An 18,907-nucleotide genomic window follows, 5' to 3' on the forward strand; every position below is an offset into this window, starting at 1 on the left:
CATGCCTACGAAAGTAGTGATCTAATATCATCCAGCAGCTTGATCACGTGATCTAGTCTTTTTAAATTATTCTTTTGATACCGTGGTCAAGCCATGCGGTATGACATCCTGTACTTTTTGATCCACATAGGCAAACCTTACCCCTTATAACAAATAACTATATAAATTCTTATCTTTTCTTTTCAGCCATAATTTTGCCGGTTGGTATCCTAAACTAGCTACCAAAAATTTTCTCTATGGTTCATGTCTTTCAAATGTGCCATTTTATGACCTACTAAATATTACAGTACTTCACAAAAGGGAGCAAAAACTAATCGCCAATTAAAAGCAAGGTTTCCTCTACTATAACAAATTCCCCAACAAGTAATATTTTTCATTATTCTAATATTGGAATAAGTAAAATTATGTTTTTTGGATATATTCTCTACTATTATTTTTATTTCTGCTAATAATTGCTTTTTAAAGAATAGTTCTATACTAAGTTTTTTAGTATCCTACTCAATACACTTCTAATGTAGAATCATTTAGTTTTACCTGATTTTTATATTTCATAAGATTTACCTGAAATAAAAATCTTATCTTCATCCTTTGGTATCTCAGTTACATTACGACGTAATTTTTGCCTAACCCAATATTCTTTACTTAACAGAAAAATTATAATCTTTTTCATCTTTTACCTTAAGTAGGTAATACAAGCTCTGCCCCTTTAGACGTATAATGCGGATAGCTATATTTTTAGCTTTACACTTCTCCTTACTATAACATTTTGAGGTTCGCCATATTTTTTGGTCATAGTAACAAAATCTTCCATTTAAAATACTATTATTATTCATTTAGGCTAGGTATATATTTGCTTGGATCAACTGCTACTTTGTCTTTACGCATAGCAAAATATAACTGATGTTCTACATGCCCGATAACACTATTTTTAGCAACCTTATCACCTTTGTTAAGTAATAAATCGTCTAAATTAGCATATGCTACTTCTAGATCGTCTTTATCTAATTTAACTATTACTAAATTACCGAATTGTTTATTAAAACCTGAATATATTACCGTTCCTGCAGCTATAGATTTAACTTCGCTATATTCTTTAACTGCAATACCTATCCCTTTACTTTTACCAGCTTTAAACTCGGTAATAATTACCCCGTTTAACGGTTTTGCAAAGTTTAATTGTTCTATCACTTCTTCATCTTCGTTTTCATGCTGAAATATAGGGATCTCAATATTATCATTATCATCTTCTATAATTTTTGCCTTTGGTTCTTCAAGAATACCACTAACTTTTTCTGATGTAGTAGTATCTTCTATAGTTCTTTGAACTATTAATCCTTCATCGTAATCTTCATCGTAATCTAGTTCGGTAGGATTATTATTTGCAGTAATAGCACCCACTTTATAATCAATTGGAGCAGGTGGTTGATCAACGCAAGCAATTAAACAAAAACATATAATAGTACTAAGTGCAACAGGATATTTCATATATTTAACAAAACTATTATTTACATTAGAAAGCAAATCTTACATAGTATATAATTTTATCATTATTTTACATCAAAAAATACACTATGAAAACTTATAATTATTGTTGCTAGTGACCATTCAGGTTACAAGCTTAAATCTTAAATTATCGATTATTTAGAACATAAATCTTTAAAAGATTTATGATTGCGGAACAAATAATACACAAACCGTTGATTATCCTGATTACGCTAAGAAAGTGGTAGATACTATTATTGAAAATTTTTTAGCACCTATCGGTATTTTAATTAATGATACGGGGGTAGGTATGTCTATCACTGCTAATTGCAGCTCAGAAATAAGAGCCACTTTATGCAATGATATATAACTGCTGAAAATGCTAAAGCTCATAACGACGCCAATATCCTAATACTTGATGTAAAAACCATAGACCATGAAATAGTATTTAATATTAAAGATAGGTTTTTAACCATTATTTTAACCATTAAATTTGAAGGAGGCAGACATAGCACCCGCTTATCAAATAAAGTAATTTTATAAACTATTAAACATTGTTAGGTTGCTTGCAGCTTTATCAACAGTAACAGTATAATTACAACCATTAAATATATTTAGCTTACCTATCTAATATATTGGGAAAATCTGTTGTATAATTTTCGTATTTTAAAACAAATAACCATAAGATTTGGTGATTCTCAAAACTAAATTCAATTATACTAAAAATTTCTTTTTAGTACTAAAATTATTTGCTCTTTTGAATATTGATAGCCTTCTTCTAATACCTAAAACTAATATCGTCTTCAGTTAAGTAACGAATTAGAATATGTATCTCAATGCCTATCATATGCAACTTTAATAATTGCATTCATTGCATCTATAGTTAGAGTATTTTGGTAAAATATGTTTCAAGTTTTTAACTGATTTATTTATAGGTATAAAAGAATTATCTTGTACTATTAGTGCTAGCTTACTTCCTGTAGATAAATTTAATTTCTCTCTAATATAACTTGGAATTGTCATTTGCCCTCTATTAGTAAGAGCGACAAGCTGTGTGTTCATAATGATCTAATTTAAATATTTTCAGTATAAATGCAGAAATCATTTTATAATGCAGCATTATTAATTAAATTTCAGTTATTTAATTTTTCTCCAAAAATATATCTTTAACTTAATGAGACATTCCTATATGATTTTGATAAAACAATATGTACTCCGAATAAGAGTATGATACTGCTTAATATGAATCTTCAAGAGTTTAAACAAAAATATAATTATGATGTTGCGACGAAAATGATGCAGCAATATCTAGACATTAAATTTGCTCATTTAGATTGTTTACTATTATTTAGAATGGGTGATTTTTATGAAATGTTCTATGAGGATGCAACTATTGCAAGTAAAGTACTTGGCATAGCTCTAACAAAAAGAGGCAAAAACGGTGAAGAAGAAATTCCAATGTGTGGTATACCTTATCATGCTCTTGAGAACTATTTAACTAAGTTAATCAAAGAAAATCATAAAATTGCTATTTGTGATCAACTCGAAACACCTGAAGAAGCAAAAAATAAAGGCGGTTATAAAGCGGTAGTTAGTAGAGACGTTACAAGGATTATAACTCCAGGTACTATAATTGAAGAAAATTTCATTGCTTCAGACGAACCTAATTATTTAGCAAGTCTTGTAATACCACAAAATAAAGAAACAGCTAGCCTTTGTTATGTTGATCTTTCTACTTCTGAAATTTTTGTAGTTAATGTACCGGAAGCCGAAATTCTTAATGAACTTGCCCGTTTAAAACCTCGTGAAATTTTACTTAGTGAAAATCTAAGATCTTCCAATCTTGCAGATAATATCTTCAAACAATTAAATTTTCGTATTACCTATCAAGTAGATAGTTTTTTTGCAGTTAATAAATGTGAAAAAATTATTTTAGATTTTTATAAAATGAAAGATATTAAAGGAATTGGCGAGATATCTAGCGGTCAAATTTGTACTATAGGTAGCATTTTAGAATATTTATCGTTAACGCAAAAACAAAATATCCCTCATTTGCCGATCCCTAGGATTATCAATTTTCATAGCTATATGGCTATTGATGTTGCAACTAGACGCAACCTTGAAATTGTAACAAACTCACAAGGCGGCTCGAAAGGAAGTGTACTAAGCACCATTAATCATACAGTTACTAAACAAGGTGGACGTTTATTATATAATTTTCTTTCGAGTCCTTTAACCGACATTACCAAAATAAATCAACGTTTAAATATTACTGATTTCTTTTATTCTAATCCGGCAATAGTTTCAAAAATCCGTGAATACTTAAAAAGAATTAGCGATATAGAACGATGCTTAACCCGTATTACAATGAATAGAAGCTCAGGTCATGATTTACTGAGTATTAAATATACTTTAGAAACGGCGACGATTATTAAAGGAGTATTTTTTGATGTTTACGGTGTTAATTTACCTGATTTTATTGAAAAAATTATTAAACCTCTCACAGGCAACGAAGAATTATATAATTTAATAGAGGCAACAATACGGGAAGATGCTCCACATAACTTAAATGAAGGCGGTATAATAAAACATGAATATCATCCGAAAGTAGCACAATTACATGATTTAATTAATAACGGGAAATTACATATTGAAAAGCTAAGAGATCAATATCGTAAAGAAACAGGTATAGATAGTTTAAAAATATGCCATAATAATGTTATAGGTCTTTTTATCGATATAACTGCTAAAAATGCTAATAAAATTACTGATCCTAAATTTATTCACCGTCAAACAACAGTTAACAGCGTACGTTATACTACTAATGAATTACAAAAGCTTGAAAGTAACCTAGTCAATGCTAAGACTTTAGTAATAAGCTTAGAAAAAGCATTATACGCCGATATTTGTAGGCAAGTAATTGTAAAATCTTCTTATTTACGAATGCTTGCAATCTCTTTAAGCAGACTTGACGTATTTTGTAATTTTGCTTATGTTGCTGATGAATATGATTATGTTAAGCCTGAATTTACCAATGATTTAAGTTTTAATATCGTTAAAGGACGACATCCTGTAGTAGAGAAAGCACTGCAGCGAGAAAGCAAAAGCTTTGTATATAATGACTGCCGATTATCGGAGTTTGAGCGTATTTGGTTAATTACCGGTCCTAATATGGCAGGTAAAAGTACTTTCTTACGACAAAATGCGATTATTGCAATAATGGCTCAAATAGGGTCGTTTGTACCAGCAAAAAGTGCCAAAATAGGAGTAGTCGATAAAATATTTAGCCGAATAGGTGCTGCCGATGATTTAATTAAGGGACAATCAACATTTATGGCAGAGATGCTTGAAACTTCGGCAATTCTTGCTCAATCTACCAAAAACTCACTAATCATACTTGATGAGGTAGGTAGAGGCACGTCTACTTACGACGGCGTATCTATAGCATGGTCAGTACTTGAATATATCCATGATAAGCTGAAATGCCGCTGTCTTTTTGCTACACATTATCATGAACTAACCTTTATGAGTAATTTTCTACCGGCTTTACAAAATTATACTATCGCTATTGAGGAGTTAGGTAAAGATATTCTGTTTTTACATAATATTATCTCAGGTGCTGCGGATAGGTCATATGGTATTCATGTTGCAGCCTTAGCAGGTCTTCCTGCAAGTGTTATAAATAGAGCGGAGCAGATTCTGCTTAAATTTGAAAAAACTTCTACCATTAAAGGCAAAAATATCTTATCGACGGAATCAAATAACTTCAGTTTGTTTAACCTCAAACCTAATAAAACTACTATAAGCAACAAATTATACGCAAAATTTAGAACTATTGATCCTGATAAATTATCTCCTAAAGAAGCACTTGAGCTAATTTATGAGTTAAAGAAAATGGTTTAATGTGAGTTGGCAGTGTTGCATGGATTCAAAAAAAGCATTTGATGTCATTCCTACGAACGCGGGAATCCAAAAATGATTGTCATTCCACGACTTGACCGTAGTAGGATCCAGTTAAAAATATTGCTTTTGGATACCGCGGTCAAGCTACAGTATGACACTTTGACACTTTTTCCAACCAATATTTGCTACAGGCGAAAAAATTAGGATTAGCAAAATTTTCTTTACCGTAAGTAATTTCTTTTCCATCGCAATCTAAAATATTACCGCCACCGGCTCTAATTAAAGCATGACCTGCCGCTATATCCCACTCCATAGTTTGACCGAATTTTGGATATATATCAGCTGCTCCTTCAGCAATTAAGCATAATTTGATTGAGCTACCTACGGCATTTATTTTACCGAATGAATATTTGCTTAAAAATTTTTTAGTAGCTTTATTTGAATTATAAAAACCTATTACTGCATTAAATTCCTCTCTTTTAGATTCGTAGTTAATAGGTATTTCTAAAGAATTTTGTTCGATTTTTAATTGTTGTTTCGCATTTGTATAATATAATTTATCCGCTGCAGGTTGGTATACTAAGCCAATGGTCGGAATATTCTTTTCAATAAGCCCTATATTTACTGTATATGTACTTTTACCGTTTACATAGCTTCGTGTCCCGTCAATAGGATCGATTAACCAAAAAGTATCACTACTTAATATAGGTAGCGGCTGCTCTTCACATACTATAACTATTTGTGGGGTTAAGGTTTGTAGAGTTTGATAAATTATTTTACTAATTTCCTTATCGGCATTAGTAACGAAAGAACCGTCTGATTTAATATCAGTCAATATTCCTGCCTTTTTTATATCTAGTGCAATCTTACCAGTATTAATAATTAAATCTTTTAAAGCAGCTATTAAGTTATTGTCCATATTATTTATTTAACATTTTTGCAGCGATATCATCCTCTAACCACTGACCGGTATTTAGAAGTACAGCCTGCTGCAACTCAGCGATTTGATGATCAGGTGACCCAGGTAATTGGGTCCACCCCAAATACTCAATTCCATAATATTCTATATCAACCATTCTTAAATAAGAGTCCATATTTTCTAAATCTTTTTTATTATTTGCAAAAATTACTATTTTTGTAGGTTGTGTTGGTATAATTTTCAAGAACTCTATAAGAGTTTTTACTTTATTTATATTACCAGTAAATATTATACCTAAATAAAAAATAGGGGCTCCAGCATCACTTGGATTAAATCTAAATACATCTTTATCATTAACTTTATTAGTAAAATTAATATTAAGTCTATAAAGTAAGGTATATAGCCATCCTTCATAATTTTCAATTAAATTACACGGAGTGGTTATTTCCTGAAGTCCTAAAACCGTTGCTCCTTGCTGTTTCATCTTATTAATTAAATCTACCCATTTAGATTCAACAAGCATCATTTGACGTTGCTCTATCAATTGTGCAATAGTTTTATTAACTGATGAGTTATCCACTGCAAGACTATATAAATATTTAGTAAAATTTATATAAGAATTATCTTGGTATCGAAATAATTTTGATTTCGGTGTTATAATAGTATTATCTATATTTACAAGTACCAGTGTATCTGCATCTATCTTCGGTAATAAATTTTTCATTGTTACAGAATCTACGGAGTAAGTAGGAATAATTTGACCATAGCCTGCATAGGAAATAACTAAGCAAAGTAAACTCAATACAACTTTACCTCTTAAATAACCTACCTTATAAAGAGGAATTTGAAGGAAACACGAAACGTAGCACCGCAGCGTACAAAAAAGTACGTGAGGATGTGAGTACTGAATTGACTTACAAATTACCTTTAGAAGAAGGTTATTTAAGAAGTCTACTTTTGTCATAAGGATTTTTACCTTTTGTACTATTATTCTTTAAAGGTGGATTATTTCTTTTTACTTTATTTATTTGAGGTATTAAATCATTAATGAGTTTAGTATAATTTGCTACATCTTGATCTTCTTGGGTATTTTTATTATTATAATGATAACCGATAAATAATATATTAGAACTATAACTATTAAGTTGAAATTCCATTGATTTTAATAATTCTATGTTACTACTAATCATTATAAAAGCTTTAGGCATAAATCTTATTTGAATAAGAAATTTAAAAATCATCTCTGCTTCTGGTATATTATTATTGGTCAATATGCCTTTATAAAATACTGGATAAGTATTAGCAAAACTGTTGAAATTATTAAAAATAATATAATTATTGTTTGGAAAACTATTTGAAAAATCAATATCGAAATTTTTCTTTAAGTAATCGGCAAACCATATTTCAAATTTAGGAATATTATTAAAATTACCGGTAAATCCTTTATTTACAGCTATTATAGGGATTTTACTATTACTAATTTCACTGACAAAATTTGGAAAATCCGATTCTTGTAACTCTTTATTATATTTAGCATTAGTTAAAATCAATTGCTCTATATAAATAGCTTTTGGATTTGTATTAATATTATGCAAAATAGGAGTGATTTTTAAATAAATATCCTTATCAAGGTGTTTACCGATAGGAACTAAAGACTTAAACAGAAATGCATCTAAAACTATTACTACTAATAAATCCTGCGGTACATAATTTTTATTATAATTTTCATTAAAATCTTGCTTTATTTTATTCAAGCTATCTACTTCTATAATCTCTGCACGAACTATAGACGCAATAAATAATATTAAAATAAATATATACTTTTTAAACATTAATACCATTTTGATTGTCATTCCTAAGGCTTTTTATGTCATTATTCCCGCGTATGCAAGAAAGTGTTGTTGCGTGGTTCGGTTTCCGCCCTGATCATTGTACGGCGACTTGACCACTAAATCCAGTTAAAAATACTAAAATTATCAGTAGTTTAAGTTGTATTTCTATATGTGTGGCCAAGCCACGGTATAAAACACTGCACGCGTTTTCCACTCCACACAACAATTTGCTTACACAGGAATGACATAGATCCACACCGCTCGCAATGACGAAATTTAATATATTAGTGTTACCACATCATAATGCTAATATCAATGCATATTAAATGGATTATAATATGATAAATATGTTTGGAAGTTTTTTAGCATGCTAGGTAGTATTGTCGAAAATGCATTTTGGGGTAGCACATTTTCAAGTTTAGGAAGATTTGCAGCAAAATGCTTGGTGAGTTATTTAGATCAACTAAATCATGCACCAACAGAATATGATAATATTAAAAATTTTAAAGAAAGCTTTAAATATACTACAGCACGTTACGGCGAACCAATACTACTAATTTTTGCAAGAGTTAACTACAAAAAATAATTTGGGCAGATCAAATTAAAAAGATAACAAATAGTACCCATCGTTAAAAAATATTTCCCATATTCCGACAACCTAAAATCCGTTACTAATTTTACTAACGAGAATATAGCTATTTCTTTTCATCTGCTGTGTCAGTATTTGTGAGGGAGAAATTACTGAGATTAATAGAGTATAGGCAGGATGATGAGGTAATAAATTTAGGCAAGTATAATTTTAATTATAAAAGGATCAGACACACAATGAATAACCCGATCTTTTAATTAAAAGCAACTAAGCATTGATAACACTCCAGCTTTTAGGTCACTTAGTTATATAGTATATGAAGAATTGCCTTTAGAAGATTTCAACAATATTAAAGTTTCTCATTTGAGATAAAAAGAAAAGTTAATATTTAACCTAGCAATTATGCAAAGGTTGAAAATTGAATCAGTAGCATTAATAACCCGGATCAGGTGAATTTATTTTACAAAGGTTTAATAATAAAACAAATAATAAAACACATGAAAGTTCTTACAGCTACATAATAAGCTATAAGTCTATTAACTCCTATAATCATTATAATATTCGCCGATAGTGTATTTCAGCCTCAATCAGCTACAAAATACCTGTCCTAATACTAAATACCGTAGTCCCTATAGTTCGGCGATAGTTTAGACATAAGCTATTGCAGCATAAACCGGCTATAGAGTTAACGACCCTCTCCTCTACCCTCATATTCATAGTACTTGGCAATGCAGTCGTTATAATAGCGAGCGATTGCGGCAAAATTAAATTTCTACAACGAGGAGCATAATTAGAACATATAAGCAGCGAGAGCGCTTAATAAAACTGATCGATAATAGTTATATTTAAAGCAAATAGAAATACCGAAAGAAAACATTATTAGCAAGCTTAGTATTCATTGATCAATCGATTTAATAATTAATTCTTATTGTTACATAAGTAATGAAACAGACTTAAATAGTCCAAACCTTAAGTCAATCGCTACCTTCAAATAGAGAGAATAGGAAGTTTCATCTTTAAAATGCTTCTATTGAAAGTAAGGTAATTAAATTCTTAATACAATTTTTCATAGGTTTAAACCCTAGGATTGCTTAATACTTAGTGCGTTCAGGAAATCCTGTTAGGTCAACCTACGTCCTTGCGGCTAATTTCTTTATTTCCTTTATTAATCCAATTCCATACTGCTAATTATTTCGGATAATAAATATTCTATATTATCTTCTTTAATAATCTGTAAAGCTTTAATACTTTGTAACTTAACTACATTTAAAAAGCACTATAACTAAACAGTAATATCTTCAAGTTCTGTTTTCCAAGATCCTTGAGTTTTATTTTTTAGTATTTATTTTATAATAATCAATTTTGTTTTCTTCAATAATACGATCTCATGATAAATGATTTGAGTGAATAACCATGTTTTAGAAGCAATAAATTTGTTAGTAATCTACTTGTTCTACCATTAAAAAATAAAATTAGCAATAAGGATGAGCGGATGTTTGGATTTATCGTTAAACTGCTAGATTATACTAATCTATTAACTCCTACATTTCCTTTTTTACCAAATAAGGAGCAATAGGATCAAATATTATACACCTACTACATTACTGTCATAATCTTTTGCTTCTACTCGGTTTAAGGTAAATTTATAATTTCCCTTATGACACATATTATCACTATAAACCAACATATCGCTATGTAATTTTAATATAAGCGATTCTGTAATATGTATTTCTTTATAATTATCAAAGATCAATTCAAGGCATAGTACAAATCCCCTACTATTTCTTACTCATCTCGTGTTTTAAATTTCTGAACATTTAAATTGCTATAAAGATTTTCTAAATCATCGGTAAGTTTATTACCATCAATACGGTTAGAAGAACCGGTAGAAGTTAATTACGTAGCAAGTTAAGTGATCTAGCGTTGAGGTAACAATTGCTTAGTAATGTGCCAGCTATTTTTTACTCCTTCAATTTCAGAAATTATAGTATAAATTTCTTGAACTAGTTCAGGATTTAAACTTAATCTTTTATGCAATGGTCACTATGTGAGATTATGTGATAAAGCTCATAATTTATTTAAATAAACTTATAGATTGACTTTTAGCCTTCAAGAGGCTTGGTTACCTATATATTGTTTTGCAAGGGATACATTATGTATCTAACACCAAATTCTATCATATCATTTTTAGTAGAAAAACTCTCACCTAAATTATAATTTAGTTTTACAGGTTTAAATCTCACTGTTGTAAGCAGCTCATCTATTCCATCAAGCTGTGCATTGGTATTTGACAATTTTCCTCTAAAATCATAATTTACAAAACCGTGTAATTGCGGTTTTACTTTTACGTCTTTTAGCCCCACTATACCTTTTATTTTTAAATGTAGCATAACAAGCTCCAACCATAGGTTTTATAGCTGTAAGGTTAGATATTACATAATTATCGCCACGTAATTCACCACTATAAATTTACCGATTGCAGTTTGATCACCTATAGAAAACCTGACGTCTTTCATAATTCTTAATTTTACTTCTACCGTATGAACCTATAGACTCAACAAAGAAATTACTTGTCTCACAATTATAAAGCCAGCAGATAGAGTATATATCGCCTATAGCTTTAGTCTTTCGACTTTACAACAATATCTCGATGGCGTAATTTACTATCAGCTCTAGTATAAAGCAGCACCAAGTATTATGCTGTCACTTAAAGCATAATCAAAACCTATTATTCCTCTTTGGGATTTAGACTTATATCACCTTGCCAAATTATTATGGAATTTTTGCATAGCCTTACACCATAGAAATGAACTACCCAAATACCCGTAACGATATTATCCTCATCACCGGTAGCTAATACCGCTTTGGTTAGTACGGCTCTCACGATTCTCACCGCTATTAGCTTTATTTAAAACACTTAACCGTACTTTCGTCCTTATTATCTCACCGAGTCTATTTGTTGATAACCGAAGAAACAAAACTGTCCATATTGATCGAAATATCAGTTAATATATCCTCTACTTCTCATTGATTAAACTCTCCAAGCCTCTCACTCACTTCTCACACATCTGTTCTTCCACCTAAACTATCTAAAGTTTCCAATACATTTTTTGTCAATCTTAAATCATTTAATACGGTAGCTGTATAGCTTTTATTACCTAATAAATTCAGCACATTGTTCAATTAATTGATCTATAATGCCTAGGGGGACCCCGTAACCTCATCTCTTATCAGGTTTGGATCAAAAATAAGGTATTATTCCTCCTCAATCGTCTTTATGACTACTTCCGCCGTTATCACCAGGATCAGAGTTTGTTGCATTACCACCACCATCACCATTATTATTCAGTAATACAACTCCATGCTCATCGCTTACCAATCTTATCAACCTGTTTAATTCTCTGCCTGTATCAACAGTAACTTTATCTTGAGTAACAGGAAGTAACACTTCCACCTGCTTCTTTCAATATTATTTCATATTTAGTATCAGGAGTAATTTGAGTAATATCAGAGCATGATTTAACTTTAATTACTTATATTAAACTATAATATCTAAAGCTGATATATCAACATTAGCCCTGTGACCGACAATATATAAGCGCCTGATTGCGCGTCTGATTGCAATGTTGTACCAAAATATAATAAATATAGAGAGGACCGTTATATGTAACATTTCCAGTATGTTTTAATTCATAAGTAGTTAAATCTAAACAGTATCCATAAATTGTGAATCGACATTTATCTCTCAATTAGAGAGCAACACTAAATGTGCTTTATTTGCTACTAAATTAGCTGCTTAATATTCTTCTTAAGAATAGTAAATTTCTCAGAACCAAACTCTATCTGCTCTATATGTTTAATTTCTTATTTTAACCAAACATTTTCATCAAATTTTGTAATACTACCATCATCAATTTCAGCATTTACTAAAACTATATATTTAAATATGTGCAGAAGCAGCAGCCGGTACAATGTAATTTATCTGCATTAATATTGGTTAAATAAGTAAATAGCTGAAGTGAACGAGGAAGGAGATCTATATCTACTAGAACTATTTTGTATAATAATATTCTTCTTAGCATTCCTATTATTATCTCGTTCAAAATATATATTCTTACATACAGCAATATTAATCTTGTTAGAATATACATCTCATTTAACAGTACTATTTTCACACTTGTACACTAACTAAACTATTATGTTTACTTCCTAAACCATAAGTAATACCATTGGCAATATTAAGTTTTACGTTACCGGTCATTAATCCTTTAACTGTAACATTAGCATTAGCATTTGCTATGGTAAAAGTTTGAGCATAAGTGACACCTTCTATAGTATCCACTCCATTAAATATTATTTCTTCTAAAACTGCACCGTTTACTCCTACCGTACTGCCAACAGTTCCATCAGCTACAAATACTAGCTTACCGCTATTTATTCGGCTGTAGTAGTAATATTGCCAGAATTATACTTTGATGTTCTAATTTTAATACTGATGCTTTATCTGTAAGAACTTGTTGCTCCCACATATACTTCGCTTCCAAGACTAGTCACTCCTGCCCATATCTCTATTCTCTTTCAGCTTGCACCCATTTTTGCACCTCTATGCCATATCTGTCACGCCTACATATTATCCATACGTACTTCTAGTACTTACACTACGGGTTAATTTAACACCCTTTGCTAAAGTCAAACTTGAGACCTGTTCAAATTAGGATTACAAGGAGCAATACATTAGCAGACAATGTCACAGGATTTGCTCGAATATTCACGAATTTTAAACTATTCATCTCTATTGTTCCAATAACATTACAGCTATTTATAGTCAAGTCCCATTGATTATTTGCAGACGTCGTGATTGAACAGGTCACTCCGTTTACTATTAATTCAGCACTATATAATACATCTCCTATCAATAATCTACTTACCGTAACATTTGCATCCGCATTATTAATATTAAAATTAGTAGCATTAACCTCTCCATAAAAATTTCCTATACTATTAATATTTACTTCTGATAAAGAATTATCATTATTTCCATGGAACCGGTGATTCCGTTTACTACTAAGCATACCATCTGCTCAAAAAGCGATATTACCACCTGCTCCTAAATTTAATACTTGGTTAAATGTTACTTTACTGCTATTTATTCATGCTTAGTAACTTTGTAAATACTGATATTATCTATTCCCTTAACTTCAAACTCTTTAAGACGATGTGTGTTATCTTGCCCTATGGTGTAAGGTCCTCCATTATTTGCTATACAGTAAGACCGTTTGTAATTGCCTCTACTCTTTTACTATCCCATATTCATCTTTTAGATCTAACGGATTTAAATTAGCGTATAATGTAAACTGCTTTTATCCATATTACCCATATTTGATATTTATTAAATCTAATTCCAAATCTGTCCCTTCAAATATTATCTTTGCAGTGTTATTTAATAAATCTACTGTTTTTAGCATCAATCGTATATTTTACGTTATCAGCTATTCTGATCTCTCTTATATCTCCAGCAATTGGGGCACTAATTGTAAAATCAGCATACAGAATTATCATACCGTTATTAGGATTTACTATAGCATTAATTACAGATAGTGCATTTATTACTAATATACCTCCATCTGCATGCTGATCATTGAAAACTACCATTTGCGCAATTAACACGCTCTCAATATTTACCTCTCTTTAATTTATTAATTTTGAACTTTAAAGATTTTTTAAATTTTAATTTTCTAAAAAATTATCTATTATCTTTTTTATCTATTTTTGAATTTTCAGATGATGTTTGACTATTAGATAATTTGTTTAACTGCACTATTAAGACCTAACTTATTTAAGGTTTCAGTAACGTTTTTAGTATCTATTATATTATTTTCATTTTTATGCAGCCGTAATACATAATAACTCATCTTCAAACAAAATAATAAGCTTAACTATTCAAAAGCAATAATGATCTCTTCCTTTAAAAGATACGAAAACCAATTACTTATACTAATCTGCAATTTTATCAAGTCAAGGAATTATCGTATCTTTCCATAAAGCAAGGTGTGATTCTTGCATATTGCTATAGGTATTATCACTGTTTATACCAAGTAGCTCTACAGGCCGGTACTCCAAATGCTAGTGCTATTTCTCTTGCTACCAAATTTGTAGATTCAATAAAATCCATATACTTTGGATTAATACTCATTTCTTGCAAACAAGCTCTCCTTCAAGCAATAAAGGCTTACTGGCATTACTATTACCACTACATTTCTCTGACAATATGAGTTTGCAATCTTTTAAATTGTTCATTGTTAAGATAACCGTATGTTGTAATAATGAATGATTCCAATAAGAAGATTGCTAAATGTGAGTCAATTAAGAAGAGAAGTGGCGTCTAAACAAGATAACATGTAATGCTAATCTAAAGGATGATAGTTTTTTAAATGCAAAACTCTACTCATCGTACAAATAGGATCAATCTTATAAATTCTATCACCGGCTGCACTTTTATATTTATATACAACTAAGTTGCTATGTTCTATAACTAAGTTCCGTAGCAAGAGCCAGTAGAGTAAATAAATCTCTTTAGGATACGAGTCTAGAGTTGATAAAATATAACTATTACCGAATAATAATTTGCTTGCAATTAGCCCACTAAAAAATCCGCTCCGGCTTTTTCAGGATTCGGGCTTTTTTAGTAAATAATGTATCGTATGGTCTGATATTATCTTTAGACTTAGCTACTAATAAACCGGCAATGCTTAAATTATAAAATGACTATAAAAAGCGTTATGCATTTTCTACGGTTTCTCAAGATCAAGAGCAAAAATATCAAAAAATATACGCTATAAGTTGTTTCTTGGATCCCGTTGGTCACAAGCTACACGGGATGACACAAAGTGCGTTTTTCGATCATCAACGTAACAATGCCTTTAAGGAATAACATAGTAGTCATATAGCAACACCTAATCGCTAAAATTATGACTAATATTCTTTCTAGCAGTACTTATATCTTTTAAACGTTCACAAACCTTTTCAAAGACTTGTTTAGGCAAAATATTTGAAGCATTAATTTGTAAAAACTTATCATCTTTTAATTTAATCGAAAAAGAAGGTTCTTGGAATTCCGGTCCATCAATTTCTCTAGCAATTTTTATATAATAACCGATTATATGACTGTTGTAATAATCGCTTGTACTAATCATTTTCTTAGCTATTTTATTAATCTGCATGTCAGTTTTAGCAGTATAAGTAACGGTAAGGGCAATGCATAACATAAGACGCTGTCTATGACTAAAAGGAATATCTGACGATAATATAAATTCCGAAACAAAATTTGCTCTAAGCGTTTTATCAATATTTTTATTATATTGTGCTAGCATTATAGCAAGTTCAATAATAATAAGAGTTGTGGAATCGGAATTAATTAAAAGATATTGTACTGCTTCAATATATTTTTCAATTTTACATATATTTTTATCAAATTTTACTAATCTCCTTACCCTCTCATAAATAATATCTTTTGCTGTTTCATGTGTTGGCAACGAGTCAAATCTTACTCCTTCTTTTAAACCATAATTTGAGATAATAATTTTTTCTGGTGAAAATACCTTAATCATTGCTTTTATTACTAAAACAGCATTATAATTTATGGCCTTCTGCTCGTAATAACTCAACTTTAATTTATCGATTTGCGATAATTTCTCTAAATATAACTCAAACTCTACACGATTTATTTCAAAATTATGTAAATGTTTAAGAGGATAATTTATAGAGTCCATATATATACGGCTCATTAGACGTAATGCACCGCCAATTAAATATAAATTAGGATAATGTTCAGCTCCAAATTCCTCCTCTAGCATTTTAGTAATCAGCCCGACATCACAAAAATTGCTCCTAGCAATAATTTTAGTACCAAGCGGCAATGATTTTAATTTACCAACCTTCTTATTTCCAATCTGTGCAAGCTCAAGACTTCCACCACCAAGATCCGCTACAATACCGGAAGCATCACTAATACCGGAAATTAATCCGGCAGCAGCTAAATAAGCTTCACGTTCACCTGAGATAATTTCAATATCAATATTGAATCTCTTTTTAATTATAGCTTTGAATTCATCTGCTTTAGGATGTCCTCTAAGTATAGCTGTTGCAACACATCTAATATTAGTAACAGAAAGCTTGGTAAAAATATGAATAAGATATTGTAGAGATAAATATGTTTGATGTTTTACATCTAAACTATCTAAATTAAGTAAATTTATAAGATAATTTCTAAATTTATAATTAAAAATTTCTGGAGCTCCAAGCTCATCACTTTCATAAACTACCGCTCTTAAAGCATTTGAACCGATATCAATAATAGCTGAACGCATTTGTGGATCTTACTCATTATTTTCCGGAGCAGTTGTTGTTTCAGTCTCTTCAGAATCCTCATTATTATTTGCCCTAGGATCAAAAGGTACTTGAATAGGTACAAAAGTAGGCGGTAATAATCTACTAGTAAACAACTTATCTTCGTAATACTTAATTTTACGAGATTTTATAGGTGGAAAGGATTCTATTAAAACAATTTGCTCATCTCTCGGTAACTGTATTACTTCTTGAGGTAAAAGTAAAGCCCTTTGAACTTGAGAAACATTTTGTGTTCTAGTAGAAATATTAAGATCAAAAAATAAAGGTTTACTAAATGATCTTTGTTCTACCGTCTTATTACCAACAAGCTGCGATATTAAATTTGCTGTTTCATAGTTATTAGCAGCAAAAGTAATACGGTATGTTGCATTAGATAAGAATGAATTCATACCGGCATCTTCATATGTTCCTTTTAATTGCTGCGTATCTTGAATAATTAAAAATAAACGTACTCTATAACCTCTAAAATATGCTATACCGGCTTTAAAAGTATCCATCTTCCCAAGAGTTGGGAACTCATCAAGTAAGAACATCACACCATAAGGTTCTTCTTTTACATCGGGTATTTTTCGGCTTAAAAATTCTGTAGCTTGCTGATAAAATACCTGCATTAATTTCTGCAAGCGTTGTATATTATCTGGAGTAAGTCCTACATATACAGTTGTTTTGACTTTTTTAAATTCTTGTATATTAAAATCAGAGGTAGCGGTAGCAGAATCGATTAACGGATTTGCCCATAATTCAAGAGATGAGTTCATTGTAGATATTACACCTGAACGCTCTTTATCAGCTTTTTGCAGAAACGCAGCAATATTCATATATGCAACAGGATGTATTACACTGCCTAAAGTATCAAGTACGACTGCTAGATTATAAACTACATCGTCACTTCTCATGGTACGCACTACTTCACCAAAAGATTTAGTTTTAGTATGATCAGCTATTAAATATAAAGTTACACCTAAAAATAAACTGCGTGCTTCATTATTCCAAAAATCCTTTTCAGGCATTATAAGGTTTGAAATTTTTTGAACGTCATCAACCATTTGACCAGGCTTAGTACTAACCCAATCAAGCGGATTGTAACAATGAGTTATACCATCGGGATTAGAAGGCTCCCACACAAAAACTTTCTGACCTTGTTTCTCACGCCAACCGCTCGTCAAACCGTAATTTTCGAGCTTTATATCATGTACTACTACAGAATCACTCCAAAATAACAAGTTAGGTATTACAAAACCCACACCTTTACCTGAACCGGTAGGAGCAAATAATAAAGCATGTTGGAAACCATCGGCAACAAAATATCCACCGGCATCAACACCTATTAACATACCTTTTTTAGATCTAAGACCTGCGGCCTCTATATCTGATGGTTTAGCCCAACTAGCATCTCCATATACTTTTTCCGGTTGCTTAAAAAATTGTAATGATTTTATTTTTCCAAAATTTTTAATGTAAAATATTATAACAATAATAGCAGGCCCAAGAAGAGATGCGAGTAGCTTTAATTTTAAATAATTATAGTCGACAATTTTTAACTGCCACCAAACATTAATAAGCCAATAAGCCCACTTATAAGCAATATTTATAGCATTTATATCTACGCCTAAAGCTCCAACTTCATTAGTAAAAATTGCAACAAATGCACCGCTTATCCACATGGTACAAAAAATAACAACCGGATAAATTATAGCATGACCAAATATATTCCTAGTAACTTTAAGTATCTTATGCCATTCCATGAATTGATATTCCTAGTTTTTACTTATTACT

At 30.6% G+C, this 18,907-nt stretch carries 15 protein-coding genes and 3 pseudogenes; 3 read left to right on the forward strand and 15 right to left on the reverse strand.

Annotation, left to right across the window (positions count from 1 at the left end):
• Positions 1–144: 144 nt before the first annotated feature.
• Together A1E_RS05760 and A1E_RS03625 are read right to left on the reverse strand one after the other, a co-directional pair.
• Positions 145–811, reverse strand: a pseudogene (locus A1E_RS05760) (M48 family metallopeptidase).
• A 14-nt stretch (positions 812–825) separates the two neighbouring features.
• Positions 826–1,485 carry a murein hydrolase activator EnvC family protein gene (locus tag A1E_RS03625; protein WP_012148936.1) on the reverse strand — a complete coding sequence of 220 codons (660 nt, stop codon included), beginning with the start codon at positions 1,483–1,485 and terminating at the stop codon, positions 826–828.
• An 86-nt stretch (positions 1,486–1,571) separates the two neighbouring features.
• On the opposite strand from A1E_RS03625, the pseudogene A1E_RS03630 reads away from it, so the two are divergent.
• A pseudogene (locus A1E_RS03630) lies at positions 1,572–2,025 on the forward strand (RpiB/LacA/LacB family sugar-phosphate isomerase).
• A 312-nt stretch (positions 2,026–2,337) separates the two neighbouring features.
• On the opposite strand, the gene A1E_RS05770 reads toward A1E_RS03630, so the two are convergent.
• Positions 2,338–2,544 (reverse strand): AbrB/MazE/SpoVT family DNA-binding domain-containing protein, encoded by a 207-nt coding sequence (locus tag A1E_RS05770; RefSeq protein WP_012148938.1) that lies wholly within the window; start codon positions 2,542–2,544, stop codon positions 2,338–2,340.
• A 180-nt stretch (positions 2,545–2,724) separates the two neighbouring features.
• On the opposite strand from A1E_RS05770, the gene mutS reads away from it, so the two are divergent.
• Positions 2,725–5,385, forward strand: coding sequence for a DNA mismatch repair protein MutS (gene mutS / locus A1E_RS03635; RefSeq protein WP_041405248.1), 2,661 nt, complete (start codon positions 2,725–2,727; stop codon positions 5,383–5,385).
• Positions 5,386–5,524: 139 nt separating this feature from the next.
• Here mutS and A1E_RS03640 read toward each other — a convergent pair whose 3' ends face one another.
• The 3 genes from A1E_RS03640 to A1E_RS03650 form a co-directional block, all read right to left on the reverse strand.
• Positions 5,525–6,304, reverse strand: coding sequence for a 3'(2'),5'-bisphosphate nucleotidase CysQ family protein (locus A1E_RS03640; RefSeq protein ID WP_012148940.1), 780 nt, complete (start codon positions 6,302–6,304; stop codon positions 5,525–5,527).
• Between the two features lies 1 nt (position 6,305).
• A complete protein-coding gene (locus tag A1E_RS03645; RefSeq protein ID WP_041405287.1) occupies positions 6,306–7,148 on the reverse strand; it encodes a DUF2608 domain-containing protein in 843 nt (280 codons plus the stop codon).
• Positions 7,149–7,242: 94 nt separating this feature from the next.
• Positions 7,243–8,136, reverse strand: a complete 894-nt coding sequence (locus A1E_RS03650; protein WP_041405288.1) for a DUF2608 domain-containing protein — start codon at positions 8,134–8,136, stop codon at positions 7,243–7,245.
• A 367-nt stretch (positions 8,137–8,503) separates the two neighbouring features.
• Between A1E_RS03650 and A1E_RS03655 the strand changes: the two genes are divergently transcribed.
• The gene (locus tag A1E_RS03655; protein ID WP_012148943.1) at positions 8,504–8,722 is read left to right on the forward strand and encodes a hypothetical protein; all 219 of its coding nucleotides are present in this window, start codon (positions 8,504–8,506) and stop codon (positions 8,720–8,722) included.
• A gap of 2,129 nt (positions 8,723–10,851) precedes the next feature.
• On the opposite strand, the gene A1E_RS03665 is transcribed toward A1E_RS03655, so the two are convergent.
• The 9 genes and pseudogenes from A1E_RS03665 to A1E_RS03695 form a co-directional block, all read right to left on the reverse strand.
• Positions 10,852–11,115, reverse strand: coding sequence for a hypothetical protein (locus tag A1E_RS03665; protein WP_041405249.1), 264 nt, complete (start codon positions 11,113–11,115; stop codon positions 10,852–10,854).
• Positions 11,116–11,453: 338 nt separating this feature from the next.
• Positions 11,454–11,618 carry a hypothetical protein gene (locus tag A1E_RS06280; protein WP_155799169.1) on the reverse strand — a complete coding sequence of 55 codons (165 nt, stop codon included), beginning with the start codon at positions 11,616–11,618 and terminating at the stop codon, positions 11,454–11,456.
• Positions 11,619–11,990: 372 nt separating this feature from the next.
• Complete coding sequence (locus A1E_RS03670; RefSeq protein WP_012148946.1) at positions 11,991–12,179, reverse strand: hypothetical protein; 189 nt, start codon at positions 12,177–12,179, stop codon at positions 11,991–11,993.
• A 717-nt stretch (positions 12,180–12,896) separates the two neighbouring features.
• The gene (locus tag A1E_RS06590; protein WP_012148947.1) at positions 12,897–13,067 is read right to left on the reverse strand and encodes a hypothetical protein; all 171 of its coding nucleotides are present in this window, start codon (positions 13,065–13,067) and stop codon (positions 12,897–12,899) included.
• Positions 13,068–13,431: 364 nt separating this feature from the next.
• Positions 13,432–13,797, reverse strand: coding sequence for a hypothetical protein (locus tag A1E_RS03675; protein ID WP_012148949.1), 366 nt, complete (start codon positions 13,795–13,797; stop codon positions 13,432–13,434).
• A gap of 364 nt (positions 13,798–14,161) precedes the next feature.
• A complete protein-coding gene (locus A1E_RS03680; protein WP_231259264.1) occupies positions 14,162–14,392 on the reverse strand; it encodes a hypothetical protein in 231 nt (76 codons plus the stop codon).
• A gap of 272 nt (positions 14,393–14,664) precedes the next feature.
• Positions 14,665–15,444 (reverse strand): annotated as a pseudogene (locus A1E_RS06925) (phage portal protein); the annotation flags it as partial.
• Positions 15,445–15,678: 234 nt separating this feature from the next.
• A complete protein-coding gene (locus A1E_RS03690) occupies positions 15,679–17,091 on the reverse strand; it encodes a Ppx/GppA family phosphatase (protein WP_012148951.1) in 1,413 nt (470 codons plus the stop codon).
• A 9-nt stretch (positions 17,092–17,100) separates the two neighbouring features.
• The gene (locus tag A1E_RS03695; RefSeq protein ID WP_012148952.1) at positions 17,101–18,876 is read right to left on the reverse strand and encodes a type IV secretory system conjugative DNA transfer family protein; all 1,776 of its coding nucleotides are present in this window, start codon (positions 18,874–18,876) and stop codon (positions 17,101–17,103) included.
• Positions 18,877–18,907: the final 31 nt, after the last annotated feature.

The sequence above is a fragment of the Rickettsia canadensis str. McKiel genome (assembly GCF_000014345.1).
Lineage (GTDB): Bacteria > Pseudomonadota > Alphaproteobacteria > Rickettsiales > Rickettsiaceae > Rickettsia > Rickettsia canadensis.

What these genes read in the sequence shown, in the direction of transcription:
- A1E_RS03625 (WP_012148936.1), bottom strand. Translation starts at nt 1,485, where the DNA reads ATGAAATATCCTGTTGCACTTAGTACTATTATATGTTTTTGTTTAATT.
- A1E_RS05770 (WP_012148938.1), bottom strand. Translation starts at nt 2,544, where the DNA reads ATGAACACACAGCTTGTCGCTCTTACTAATAGAGGGCAAATGACAATT.
- mutS (WP_041405248.1), top strand. Translation starts at nt 2,725, where the DNA reads ATGAATCTTCAAGAGTTTAAACAAAAATATAATTATGATGTTGCGACG.
- A1E_RS03640 (WP_012148940.1), bottom strand. Translation starts at nt 6,304, where the DNA reads ATGGACAATAACTTAATAGCTGCTTTAAAAGATTTAATTATTAATACT.
- A1E_RS03650 (WP_041405288.1), bottom strand. Translation starts at nt 8,136, where the DNA reads ATGTTTAAAAAGTATATATTTATTTTAATATTATTTATTGCGTCTATA.
- A1E_RS03655 (WP_012148943.1), top strand. Translation starts at nt 8,504, where the DNA reads ATGCTAGGTAGTATTGTCGAAAATGCATTTTGGGGTAGCACATTTTCA.
- A1E_RS03665 (WP_041405249.1), bottom strand. Translation starts at nt 11,115, where the DNA reads ATGCTACATTTAAAAATAAAAGGTATAGTGGGGCTAAAAGACGTAAAA.
- A1E_RS03675 (WP_012148949.1), bottom strand. Translation starts at nt 13,797, where the DNA reads ATGCTTAGTAGTAAACGGAATCACCGGTTCCATGGAAATAATGATAAT.
- A1E_RS03690 (WP_012148951.1), bottom strand. Translation starts at nt 17,091, where the DNA reads ATGCGTTCAGCTATTATTGATATCGGTTCAAATGCTTTAAGAGCGGTA.
- A1E_RS03695 (WP_012148952.1), bottom strand. Translation starts at nt 18,876, where the DNA reads ATGGAATGGCATAAGATACTTAAAGTTACTAGGAATATATTTGGTCAT.